We start from the raw sequence: 12,801 nt of genomic DNA, 5'->3' as shown, positions 1-12,801 counted from the left end.
GGGAACCTACCGATGAACTTCTCGAAATTCTTCATTACCCGGCCGATCTTCGCCGCGGTGCTGTCGCTGGTGCTGCTGATTGCGGGTTCTATCTCGCTGTTCCAGCTGCCGATCAGCGAATACCCCGAAGTGGTTCCGCCCACCGTGGTGGTGCGCGCCAACTTCCCCGGCGCCAACCCCAAGGTCATCGGCGAAACCGTTGCCGCGCCGCTGGAGCAGGCCATTACCGGAGTGGAGAACATGCTGTACATGTCCTCCCAGTCCACTGCCGATGGCAAGCTGACGCTGACCATCACCTTCGCCCTGGGTACCGACCTGGACAACGCCCAGGTGCAGGTGCAGAACCGCGTCACCCGTACCCAGCCAAAGCTGCCCGAGGAAGTGACCCGTATCGGTATCACCGTCGACAAGGCCTCGCCTGACCTGACCATGGTCGTGCACCTGACCTCGCCGGACAACCGCTACGACATGCTCTATCTGTCCAACTACGCCATCCTCAACATCAAGGACGAGCTGGCGCGCCTGGGCGGCGTAGGTGACGTGCAGCTGTTCGGCATGGGCGACTACTCGCTGCGCGTATGGCTGGACCCGAACAAGACCGCTTCGCGCAACCTGACAGCCAGTGATGTGGTAGCCGCCATCCGCGAGCAGAACCGCCAGGTGGCCGCCGGCCAGCTGGGCGCACCGCCTGCCCCAGGCTCGACCAGCTTCCAGCTGTCGATCAATACCCAGGGCCGCCTGGTCAACGAGGAAGAGTTCGAAAACATCATCATCCGCGCCGGTGCCGATGGCGAAATCACCCGCCTGAAGGACATCGCCCGGGTCGAACTCGGCTCCAGCCAGTACGCCCTGCGCTCGCTGCTGAACAACCAGCCGGCGGTGGCCATCCCGATCTTCCAGCGCCCAGGCTCCAATGCCATCGAGATCTCCGACGAAGTGCGGGCGAAAATGGCCGAGCTGAAAAAGGACTTCCCGGAAGGGATGGACTACAGCATCGTCTATGACCCGACCATCTTCGTGCGCGGCTCCATCGAAGCGGTGGTGCACACCCTGTTCGAAGCCCTGGTGCTGGTGGTGCTGGTGGTGATCCTGTTCCTGCAGACCTGGCGCGCCTCGATCATCCCGCTGCTGGCTGTGCCGGTCTCGCTGATCGGTACCTTCGCGGTCATGCACCTGTTCGGCTTTTCACTCAACGCGCTGTCGTTGTTCGGGCTGGTGCTCGCCATCGGTATCGTGGTGGACGATGCCATCGTCGTGGTGGAGAACGTCGAACGTAACATCGGGCTGGGCCTGAAGCCGCTGGAAGCCACGCAGAAAGCCATGAGCGAAGTGACCGGGCCGATCATCGCCACCGCCCTGGTACTGTGCGCTGTGTTCGTACCTGCTGCGTTCATTTCCGGCCTGACCGGGCAGTTCTACAAGCAGTTCGCCCTGACCATCGCCATTTCGACCGTCATTTCGGCGTTCAACTCGCTGACCCTGTCGCCAGCCCTGGCTGCGGTGCTGCTCAAGGAACACCACGCCCCCAAGGACCGCTTCTCGCGGTTCCTCGACAAACTGCTGGGCAGCTGGCTGTTCTCCCCGTTCAACCGTTTCTTCGACCGTGCGTCCAACCGCTACGTCGGTGGCGTGCGCCGGGTCATCCGCTCCAGTGGCATCGCCCTGTTCGTGTATGCCGGCCTGATGGGCCTGACCTACCTGGGCTTCTCGTCCACCCCGACCGGTTTCGTGCCGGCCCAGGACAAGCAGTACCTGGTGGCCTTCGCCCAACTGCCGGACGCGGCCAGCCTCGACCGTACCGAAGCGGTGATCAAGCGCATGAGCGAAATCGCCCTCAAGCAGCCTGGCGTGGCCGACTCGGTGGCCTTCCCGGGCCTGTCTATCAATGGTTTCACGAACAGCCCGAACAGCGGCATCGTGTTCACCCCGCTCAAGCCATTCGATGAGCGCAAGGACCCGAGCCAGTCAGCGGCAGCCATCGCAGCCGCACTGAATGCCCAGTTCGCCGACATCCAGGACGCCTACATCGCGATCTTCCCGCCACCGCCGGTACAAGGCCTGGGCACGATTGGCGGCTTCCGTCTGCAAATCGAAGACCGTGGCAACCTGGGTTACGAGGCGCTGTATAAAGAAACCCAGAACATCATCGCCAAGAGCCACAACGTCCCAGAGCTGGCCGGCCTGTTCACCAGCTACCAGGTCAACGTGCCACAAGTCGATGCCGCCATCGACCGGGAAAAGGCCAAGACCCACGGGGTGGCGATCACCGACATCTTCGACACCCTGCAGGTCTACCTGGGCTCGTTGTACACCAACGACTTCAACCGCTTCGGCCGTACCTATCAGGTCAACGTCCAGGCGGAGCAGCAGTTCCGCCTTGATGCAGAGCAGATCGGCCAACTGAAGGTGCGCAACAACCTTGGCGAGATGATCCCGTTGGCGACCTTCCTCAAGGTCAGCGATACCTCGGGGCCGGACCGGGTCATGCACTACAACGGCTTCATCACTGCCGAGATCAACGGTGCCGCCGCACCGGGCTACAGCTCTGGTCAGGCGGAAGCTGCAATCGAGAAGCTGCTGAAAGAGGAATTGCCCAACGGCATGACCTTCGAGTGGACCGACCTGACCTACCAGCAGATCCTCTCGGGCAATACCGCGCTGCTGGTGTTCCCGCTGTGCGTGCTGCTGGCGTTCCTGGTGCTGGCCGCCCAGTACGAAAGCTGGAGCCTGCCGCTGGCGGTGATCCTGATCGTGCCAATGACCCTGCTGTCGGCCATCACCGGTGTGATCGTATCGGGTGGCGACAACAACATCTTCACCCAGATCGGCCTGATCGTACTGGTGGGCCTGGCGTGCAAGAACGCGATCCTGATCGTCGAATTCGCCAAGGATGAACAGGCCAAGGGCCTCGACCCGCTGGCTGCGGTGCTGGAAGCCTGCCGCCTGCGTCTGCGGCCGATCCTGATGACCTCGATCGCCTTCATCATGGGCGTGGTGCCCCTGGTGTTCAGCTCCGGTGCAGGTTCGGAAATGCGCCATGCCATGGGTGTGGCGGTGTTCTCGGGGATGATCGGCGTCACCGTGTTTGGCCTGTTCCTGACCCCGGTGTTCTTCTTCCTGATCCGCCGTTTCGTCGAGCGTCGCCAGGCCCGCAAGGCTGAACACGCTCAAGTGCTGGAGAACCACGCATGAACCTGCTCAAACCCCTGACCCCAAGCCTGCTGGCACTGGCCCTGGCGGCCTGTGCGGTAGGCCCGGACTACCAGGCGCCAGCTACCGAACCTGCACAACTGGGCAGCGATGTGCAGGCCAAGGCCTACGACCGAAGCCGCTTCGAGAGCCTGTGGTGGAAGCAGTTCGACGACCCGGTGCTGAACCAGCTGGTGCAGGCTTCGCTGGACGGCAACCGTGACTTGCGCGTTGCCTTCGCCCGCCTGAAATCGGCCCGCTCGATCCGCGAAGACGCCGAGAACGACCCGTTCCCGGTGGTCACCAGCCGTGCCAGCAGCGATCTCGGCAAGGGCCAGATCCCCGGCCAGACCACGCAGCGGGTGAACAGTGAGCGCTACGACCTGGGCCTGGACATGGCCTGGGAACTTGACCTGTTCGGCCGCATCCAGCGCCAGATCGAAGCCAGCGAAGCCCAGGAAGCGGCGGCCGCCGCCGACCTGCAACAGCTGCAGGTCAGCCTGATCGCCGAACTGGTCGATGCCTACGGGCAACTGCGCGGTGCCCAGTTGCGCGAAAAGATTGCCCTGGCCAACCTGAAGACCCAGCAGGAATCACGCACCATTACCGAAACCCTGCGCGATGCCGGCGTGGGCAATGACCTCGACGTGGTGCGTGCCGATGCGCGCCTGGCCGGGGTCGAAGCCACCGTACCGCAACTGCAAGCCGAACAGGCTCGGGCTCGGCACCGCATCGCCACCCTGCTCGGCCAGCGCCCTGACGCGCTCAGCGTAGACCTGTCGCCCAAGGCACTGCCGGCCATCGCCAAGGCGTTGCCGGTGGGTGACCCGGGTGAGTTGCTGCGCCGTCGCCCGGACATCCGCAGCGCTGAACGCCAACTGGCGGCCGCCACCGCCAACGTTGGCGTGGCCACCGCCGACCTGTTCCCCCGTGTCAGCCTCAGTGGCTTCCTCGGCTTTACCGCCGCCCGCGGCTCGCAGATCGGCTCTTCGGCGGCCAACGCCTGGGCGCTGGGCCCGAGCATTACCTGGGCAGCCTTCGACCTGGGCAGCGTGCGGGCCCGCCTGCGCGGCGCCAAGGCCGATGCCGAAGGGGCACTGGCCAACTACGAACAGCAGGTGCTGCTGGCCTTGGAGGAGTCGGCCAATGCCTTCAGCGATTACGACAAGACCCAGCAGCGTCTGCTGTCGCTGATGCGCCAGAGCGATGCCAGCCGCAAGGCAGCAGAACTGGCCTCGATTCGATATCGCGAGGGCACCGTGGACTACCTGGTACTGCTTGATGCCGAGCGCGAGCGGCTAAGTGCTGAAGATGCGCAAGCCCAGGGTGAAGTCGAGCTGTACCGCGGCATCGTCTCGATCTACAAGGCCCTGGGCGGCGGCTGGCAACCAGAGACGGTGGCCAGCGCACACTGACACACCCCGTTTCAACGGCTCCTTTGGTTGGCTCCTCCCCCAACCGCTTGCCCCGCAGGCCATGGTCTGCGGGGCTTTTTTACGTTTGCCATTTATTTACAACAATACACAATGCATGGAATGCCAGCGCAGGCTTGGCTCATGGCAAGCGCCTTGGCCGGCTCGGTTGCATTTACCCCCCGGCTGGCCCAAGCTCAGCCCTTCCCGCCGCCACGGATCGTCCGATGCCCAGACGCAACCGCTACCTGATCGCCCTGCTGTTGTTGGTTCTGGTATCGGCCCTGTTCGGCTACCTGTGGCGCGACGCCCCGCCAACCCCGCCGAACTTGCCAGCACACAGCTACGCCAAGGCGCTACGCCTGGCCCACGACGGCCAGCCCGGTGCCGCACGGGTGCTGTACCAGCAATTGCTGCGTAACGACCTGCCTGCCATCCGCCGGGCGGCGCTCTACGCCGAATTGCCCAACTACCCCTCGCCACAGGCATTGAAACTGGCCAGACAGGACCTGGAACAGGCCGACCCGTTGGTGCGCCGAGCGGCCATTGCCAGTATCCGCCGCCTGTTACCGCCCGCACAGCGCAGCCTGGTACTCGGCCCGCTGCTGGACGACGGTGAGCAAAGCGTGCGCTTTGCCGCCGTGGATGCCCTGCTGGGCCTCGATCCCGACGCCATCGGCCTCTATTTCGGCCCGCTGCAATCAGCGCTGGAACAATACCAACAGGCCCTGGAGCAACAACCCGAAGATGCCGACGCCCAGGTGCACCTGGCGCGCCTTTACCTGCACGAAAACGACTACACGCACGCCGCGGCGGCCCTGCACCGTGCGCTCGCGGTCGCCCCCGGCAACCTTGAAGCCTTGGCGACTCAGGTACGTCTGCTCGAGCGCCAGGGCCATCACGATGCCTCCCGCCAGGTCCTGGGCAAAGCCCTTGCGCTGAGCCCCGACTCGGCCTTTCTGCAGTATGAGCTAGGGCTTTGGCTCAATCGTCACGAACAGCGTGAGTATGCCTTGCTGGCGTTGTCCCGCGCCGTGGAACTGGACCCGGACAACGCCGACTACCGCTACACACTGGCGGTCACCCTGCATCAGCTGGACCAGCTCGACGCCGCCCAGAAGCAACTGGAAACCATACTCAATCGCCAGCCAGCCAATCGCCGGGCACGGGTGCTGCTGATCCAGTACTGGAAAGAGTCCGGCCAACTGCAGAACGTGCAAGTATCGCTAGCCGAGCTGGAGCGCCAAAACCCGGACGACCCTGCACTGCAACAAGGCCTGTAGGCAGAACCTGGATTCAGTTGAACCCTGAGGTTGTAGCAAGGTCCAGTGGGTATCAGGCCACCCTAAAGGAGAGTCGTTTTGGCCAGTTCGTTGGCGCTGGATGAACGTGCCTTGATCCTCGCACCGCCAGAACTGGCGGCGGACACCTCGCGTCTGCTGACTTCTGCGGGCATCAACAGCCTCTGCGCGGTCGACCTGGCCAACCTGCAGGCGCGTCTGGCCGAAGGCGCAGGCTTGGCGATCATTGCCGAGCAGGTGTTCAACCAAGGCCCAAGCGCCTTGCTACAGGCATTCATCGACCAGCAACCGAGCTGGTCGGATTTGCCCATTGTGCTGGTGACCCAGGGTGCCTGGTCGGCAGCTGGCGTGAGTCATCATCCGGTGGGCAATCTTCTATGGCTGGTCGCGCCTTTCGAGAATGCCCAATTGTTGCACATGACCCGGTCCGCGCTACGCAACCGCCGGCGACAGTACGTCACCCGTGACCAGCTCTATGGCATGCAGCAGCGCCTGGACAGCCGGCCTTCAACGCCGGAAAAAGAGCAGGACCGTAGTGAATTCGCCCGCTGCCAGGCACGCAAGATGGAGGCCATCGGCCAACTGGCCGGCGGCGTCGCCCATGACTTCAACAACCTGCTCACCAGCATCAGCGGCAGTTTCGAACTTGTGCAGCGGCGACTGCGCCAAGGCCGCAGCGACGGCCTGGATGGCGTTCTGTGCATGGGCCGCGAGGCCGTTTCGCGCGCTGCCCGCCTGACCCACCGCCTGCTTGCCTTCTCTTCCCGCCAATCGCTGCACAGCCAACGTATAGACCTGCCTACCTTGCTCGATGTAAAGCGCCTGAAGGCTTGCCTGAGCCCGGCAATAACCCTGCAAGTGCACGCGGCCAAAAACCTGTGGCCCGTGGAGGCGGATGACCAGCAGTTGCAAGAAGCCCTCGACAACCTGCTGCTCAATGCCAGCGAGGCCATGCCCAACGGTGGCCCGCTACGCATCGAGGCAAGCAATCATCGCATCTCCACCGAGCAGTTCGGTGACGGCGCTTTGCGCACCGGCGACTATGTGCGCCTGCGAATCATCGACAGCGGCCAAGGCATGGCGCAAAGCACGCTGGAGCACGCCTTCGAGCCGTTCTTCAGCACCAAGGCGACCGGCCAGGGCATTGGCCTGGGGTTGTCGATGGTGTACGGCTTCAGCAAGCAGTCCCACGGGCATATCACCCTCAGCAGCGAGATTGGCCAGGGAACCCAGGTGGAGCTGTATTTGCCACGCCATGTCGACCAGGCCCTGCCCTCCAGCGAACCTGTGCCCCCCAGGCAAGACGGCTGCAGCCGACACGTGCTGATTGTCGAGGACGATCCCCATGTGCGCCAACTGCTCTGCCAGGCGTTGCGCGAAAACGGCTTCCCCTGCCAAAGCGCAGCCGACGCCAATGAGGGCCTGAAGGTGCTGCGCTCGGCACAACCGGTGGATTTGCTGGTCACTGATGTGGGCTTGCCCGGCATGAACGGCCGGCAACTGGCAGAAATTGCCCGCAGCCTGCGGCCACAATTACCGGTGCTGTTCATCACCGGTTACGCGGAAACAGCCATGGCCCGTGAAGGCTTCCTGGGCGCTGGCATGCACCTGATCTGCAAGCCGTTCGAGTTGCAGCAGTTGCAGGCTCAAGTGACACAAATTCTAGGCAACCCTTGAAACGCTACGCGTCAAGCATGCGTAGCGCCTCATCGGCAAGGTGTGCCAGCGAAAACGGCTTGTTCAATAATGCCGTGCCAGGCTGATCGAGCAATCGCGCTTCGATAGACTGGTCCGCATAACCGGTGATAAACAAAATTTTCTGTTGTGCAAGCTGCATGCGCATGGCCTTGGCCACTTGCCGGCCACTGAATCCACCTGGCAAACCGATATCGGTTATGACCAGATCGAAAGGGCCGCCATTGCGGAAGCGCTCCAGTGCGGTATTGGCATCGCCCACATCCGTGACGTCAAAACCACGCTCAGTCAGGTACTCGCGCATGACCGCGCGCAGATCAAATTCATCATCCACCAGCAGCAGGCGCTCGCCCCGTGCCATGCGCTGCGAAAAGGCTACTGGCAAAGGCTCATCGGGAACCGGCTCATGGCTCCTCGGGAAAAGCATGGAAACCTTGGTGCCCTGTTCCGGCGTCGACTCGATCCAGGCATAGCCGCCTGACTGACGGACAAAGCCATACACCATCGACAGACCAAGCCCGGCCCCACGACCGAGCGGCTTGGTGGTGTAGAACGGTTCAAAAGCCCTGGCGATATCCACTGCTGACATGCCATGGCCATCGTCCTCGACATGCACGGCCACGTAGTCGCCTGGCGGCAAGCCACCTTCATCCGGAAAAAAGGCTGTCAGCCGTTCGTTGACGCTGCTGATGGTGACATTGCCCTGTTCCAGGCACGCTTCACGCGCATTGGCACACAAGTTGATCAAGGCATTCTCGAGTTGGCGCACATCCAGGCTCACAGCCCAAGGCGTAACATCCAGTTGCCAGTGCAAACGCATCTCTGCCCCCAAGGCTCGCAGCAACAGAGGTTCGCTAAGAGGTAATTGCCGATTGAAGTCCAGTGGCCGAGGGGCCAATGGCTGAGGACGGGAAAATGCGATCAACCGATGGGTCAGGTCCATGGCCCGCTGCACCGCGTCGCGCGCAACGTCCACGTAGGCCCCAGCACGCTCCAGCCGCCCCTCCTGCAGGCGCCGTTGCAGCAGTTCGAGGCTGCCACCGATACCGGACAGCAAGTTGTTCATTTCATGGCCCATGCCACCTGCCAACTGGCCAACCACCTCCATGCGCTCGTTGTTGCGCATCAGCGCCTCTGCCTGGCGCGCCGCCTCTTCACGGTCTGCGGTGATGTCCCGGCCAACCGCAGTCAGCAGGCTGCCGTCAAACCGCGCGCTCCAGCGAAACCAGTGGTAGTGGCCATCGAGGTGTCGCAGGCGGATCTCCAACTGCTCCGCCTGCCTGCATTGCAGCAGCCCGGACATTGCCAATTGGACTTCGGCACGCTCTGTCGGGTGCACCAGTTCCATCACCGACATTTCCTGCACCTGCTCTTGTGTCCAGCCCAGAATGCGGTACCAGGCCGGGTTGGCGGCATGCAGTTTCAATTCAGGGGTGAGCATCATCATCGCTTCGCGCGACAGCAACCAGAACTGCTCTCGCTCGGCCACATGGCGCTCGACCTGGCGCTCAAAGTTCTGCACCTGATCACGCCAATGGCGGTGCGCCTCGACGCTGGCTGTGGTCTCGATCACCGTATGCAGAAACCCGGCCACGTTACCGAGCTCATCGTGCAGGGGTGCATAACCGAATGCACACCATAGCGGTTCGGTGCCCTCACTGCGGACGATGCGCAGGGGTGGGTCTTCGACAAAATTCGAGTGGCCTTCCAGTGCCTTGAACACCCAGGGCCCCACTGCTGGCCAGATATCATTCCACAGGGTATCGAACGCCATACCCAGCGCATCCGGTAATGCCCGCAACGCCCGGTAGCCGTCGTTATGCACCACACACAGGTCTGGCCCCCAGACCACCGCACACGGGAAGGGCGACAAGTGCATCATGTCCACGGCAATGCGCAACGAGGCAGGCCAGCGCGACAATGGCCCAAGCGAGGTACGCCACCAGTCGAACTGGGCTATCCGCTCGCCCATCGGCTCGATCGATGGCAAAGCAGGCGAATGCAGGATGACCTGCGGTGCAGGCTCGCGTGGCGTACCGTTTGCGACCAATATCGTGACTCCAGCAATGCTCAGGGTTGACCACAGCGCCGCCAAGCCTGGCACGCGCGCCCGTGGATGGATTCAAGTTAGCACAGCACGTCCGGCACACCATGGCGGACTTGCTGGCGGCAGCTATGCTATTTAGGTTTTCCCTCGGGCCAGGGAGCACCGGCCCATTCAGGTTGCCGACGGGAGCAGGGTCATGAGCAAGAAAATTCTGGTGGTGTTGACCAATACAGCGAAGTATCCAACCCTCAAACGGGCAACCGGGTTGTGGCTGGGTGAAGCCGTTCACTTTGTCGAGAAAGTCGAAAAGGCCGGCTACACGGTCGATTATGTCAGCCCACAGGGCGGTTACGTTCCCGTCGACCCGAAAAGCCTGGAGATGGCCCCTGACCTGGACTGGCAGTGGTACGACGACAAGCGCTTCATGACGCGCCTGGGCAGTACATTGGCCCCAGGGCAGGTGAAGGCCGACGAATACAGCGTCATCTACTACACCGGTGGGCATGGGGTGATGTACGACTTCGCTGAAAACCAGCCGTTGCAGGAATTGGCACGTAAAATCTACGAAAAAGGTGGCATTGTCGCAGCAGTCTGTCACGGCGTTGTCGGCCTGCTGAACATCAAGCTGAGTAACAACTGCCTGCTGCTCAAAGACCGCAAGGTGACCGGCTTTTCCAACATAGAGGAAAAACTGGTCGAATTGAACGACGTAGTGCCTTTCTTGACGGAGATCGAGCTTGTAGGTCGCGGCGGTAAGTACAGCAAACATGATGAGCCGTGGAAGCCGTACGTGGTCGACGATGATCGGCTGATCACCGGGCAGAACCCCGCTTCCACTGCCTTGCTGGCCGAAGCAGTGCTTAAAAAGCTCAACGGCAGTTAGCTACATCAAGGCGCTCGATTTCCTACCGTTTCAACTGCAGCCGGACTACAGCAGCCCGGACAGCAAATACATAGGCTCAGGGCTCAGCTGTTCACCACGAACAGTTTCAGAGCGGAGAACTATTAGCCTATGTCGAAAATCATGCACGCAGGGCGCAGCATGGTGGAGCTGCTGCTGCTCATTGCAGTGGCGCTGGTGCCTGTGGTTTCCGGTTTGCTGGTAATGGCTTTCCAGCTGGAAGCGAAACTTGCGGAAAACGCCAGCATTTCCGTTCAGGAGGCGGTTTTCAGCGTCGATAATGCACTGGACAGAATGCACGAGACAGCCCTACGCACCCTGCCCTTTGCAGGGGAATCTTGCGATAGCGTCAAAAGTGCCTTGCAGGACCAGGTTGCCATTCGCTCCATGGTCAGGTCATTGACCTTACTCAAAGACAATCAACCTTACTGCAGCACGGCTTCAGGTTCGCTGGAGCATTATTCATCGTTCGCGTTGTCCGGCCAGCGGGTCGCACTGTCCTACGGCCCTCCTGACACGCGCCAGAAGCTGCTGGTCGACTTTCATCAAAAAGGCAAGAACAATGGCGTGATCGTGACAGCCTATGCCATGCAGATTCGCAACGAACTGGATGGCTTTCAGGATGGGCTGACACTGCTGGTCGAGTTTGGCGACCGCTACATATGGAGCAATGGTGACAGCCGCAGCCTTGAACGCCCTTCACAGGCCGAGTTTTTTACCAGCGCAATGTCGGCCAGATATGGCTACACGGTCAAAGGTGGCTACCCGGAGGGCTTCACCGCTCAGGAAATCCGCCAGTCGGTGCTGCAGATCGCGCCCTCGCTGATGCTGGTGGGGATCGTGACCGGCTCGATCGTTTATCTGGCCCTGTTCAGGGCACGTGCAAACAGGCGGGGTACCGCCGCCGAACGAGCATGACGACGACGGTACTCCAAGGCGGTCAGTCTGTGCTCAGCACGCCACGGCGTACCTGGTCACGTTCGATGGATTCGAACAGCGCCTTGAAGTTGCCCTCACCAAAGCCATCGTCACCTTTGCGCTGGATGAACTCGAAAAAGACCGGGCCAAGCAGGGTTTCCGAGAAAATCTGCAGCAGCAGGCGCTTGTCTTCGGGTTGCGAGGCGCCATCGAGCAGGATGCCACGCGCTTGCAGCTGGTCGACCGGCTCACCATGGCCAGGCAAGCGCTCTTCGAGCATTTCGTAGTAGGTTTGCGGTGGCGGGGTCATGAAGCGCATGCCCAGCCCCTTCAGGGCATCCCAGGTCTTGAGCAGGTCATCGGTCAGGAAGGCCACGTGCTGAATACCTTCACCGTTGAACTGCATCAGGAACTCTTCGATCTGCCCCGCGCCCTTGGACGACTCTTCGTTGAGCGGGATGCGGATCATGCCATCAGGGGCAGTCATGGCCTTGGAAGTGAGGCCGGTGTATTCGCCCTTGATGTCGAAGTAGCGGATTTCACGGAAGTTGAACAGCTTCTCGTAGAACCCGGCCCAGTAGGCCATACGCCCGCGGTAAACATTATGGGTGAGGTGGTCGATGATTTTCAGGCCAGCCCCCACCGGGTTGCGATCCACGCCTTCGATAAAGTTGAAGTCGATATCGTAGATCGAGCTGCCTTCCTCGAAGCGGTCGATCAGGTAGAGCGGTGCCCCCCCGATACCCTTGATCGCCGGCAGGCGCAGTTCCATCGGGCCGGTTTCGATTTCTACCGGCTGGGCGCCCAGTTCCAGGGCGCGGGCATAAGCCTCATGGGCATTGCGCACGCGGAAGGCCATGCCACACACCGACGGGCCATGTTCAGCGGCGAAGTACGAGGCGATGCTTTTAGGTTCATTGTTCAGGATCAGGTTGATGTCACCCTGGCGATACAGGTGCACATCCTTGGAACGGTGGGTGGCCACTTTGGTGAAGCCCAGTATCTGGAATACAGGCTCAAGTACGCCCGGGGTCGGCGAAGCCAGTTCGATGAATTCGAAGCCCATCAGGCCCATTGGATTTTCGAAGATATCAGCCATGTTCATGTTCTCATCTGCAGCGAAAATTATTGATTGCGTGGGATGTGGAACAGGAACGGCGGTGAGCACGGAATGCCCCGCACACTACGGGCGAGGTAGTCACCTATGATCAGCTTGAACCCATGGTATGTCATATGGACCCATTCTCGGCGGGCTTGATCCTTCGGAAGTGAAGGACCTTATTGTTGTATTCGTAAATCGATTCTACATTGCGTAAAATGGTTTGTCGCGTTTTAGTT

The 12,801-nt window shown here is 61.4% G+C and carries 8 protein-coding genes; 6 read left to right on the top strand and 2 right to left on the bottom strand.

Annotated features, from left to right (window positions below):
• Positions 1–12: 12 nt before the first annotated feature.
• The 4 genes from AC3B5Q_RS12815 (at position 13) to AC3B5Q_RS12800 (ending at position 7,579) form a co-directional block, all read left to right on the top strand.
• A complete protein-coding gene (locus AC3B5Q_RS12815) occupies positions 13–3,192 on the top strand; it encodes an efflux RND transporter permease subunit (RefSeq protein WP_021782978.1) in 3,180 nt (1,059 codons plus the stop codon).
• Complete coding sequence (locus AC3B5Q_RS12810) at positions 3,189–4,604, top strand: efflux transporter outer membrane subunit (protein ID WP_103444471.1); 1,416 nt, start codon at positions 3,189–3,191, stop codon at positions 4,602–4,604. The genes AC3B5Q_RS12815 and AC3B5Q_RS12810 overlap by 4 nt, the downstream gene beginning before the upstream one ends.
• A gap of 224 nt (positions 4,605–4,828) precedes the next feature.
• Complete coding sequence (locus AC3B5Q_RS12805; RefSeq protein ID WP_275966884.1) at positions 4,829–5,884, top strand: tetratricopeptide repeat protein; 1,056 nt, start codon at positions 4,829–4,831, stop codon at positions 5,882–5,884.
• A gap of 78 nt (positions 5,885–5,962) precedes the next feature.
• A complete protein-coding gene (locus tag AC3B5Q_RS12800; protein WP_275966883.1) occupies positions 5,963–7,579 on the top strand; it encodes a response regulator in 1,617 nt (538 codons plus the stop codon).
• Between the two features lie 4 nt (positions 7,580–7,583).
• On the opposite strand, the gene AC3B5Q_RS12795 is transcribed toward AC3B5Q_RS12800, so the two are convergent.
• A complete protein-coding gene (locus AC3B5Q_RS12795; protein WP_103444473.1) occupies positions 7,584–9,647 on the bottom strand; it encodes a hybrid sensor histidine kinase/response regulator in 2,064 nt (687 codons plus the stop codon).
• Positions 9,648–9,840: 193 nt separating this feature from the next.
• Between AC3B5Q_RS12795 and AC3B5Q_RS12790 the strand changes: the two genes are divergently transcribed.
• Together AC3B5Q_RS12790 and AC3B5Q_RS12785 are read left to right on the top strand one after the other, a co-directional pair.
• A complete protein-coding gene (locus AC3B5Q_RS12790) occupies positions 9,841–10,527 on the top strand; it encodes a type 1 glutamine amidotransferase domain-containing protein (protein ID WP_488393115.1) in 687 nt (228 codons plus the stop codon).
• Positions 10,528–10,656: 129 nt separating this feature from the next.
• Positions 10,657–11,463, top strand: a complete 807-nt coding sequence (locus AC3B5Q_RS12785; protein ID WP_021782972.1) for a CSS-motif domain-containing protein — start codon at positions 10,657–10,659, stop codon at positions 11,461–11,463.
• 22 nt (positions 11,464–11,485) lie between these two features.
• Here AC3B5Q_RS12785 and hppD read toward each other — a convergent pair whose 3' ends face one another.
• The gene (hppD, locus tag AC3B5Q_RS12780; RefSeq protein ID WP_028697182.1) at positions 11,486–12,562 is read right to left on the bottom strand and encodes a 4-hydroxyphenylpyruvate dioxygenase; all 1,077 of its coding nucleotides are present in this window, start codon (positions 12,560–12,562) and stop codon (positions 11,486–11,488) included.
• Between the last annotated feature and the right edge of the window lie 239 nt (positions 12,563–12,801).

The sequence above is a fragment of the Pseudomonas sp. D5(2026) genome, assembly GCF_057766845.1.
The sequence above is the reverse complement of the archived record's forward strand: the minus strand, read 5'-3'. Positions and strand labels throughout refer to the sequence as shown.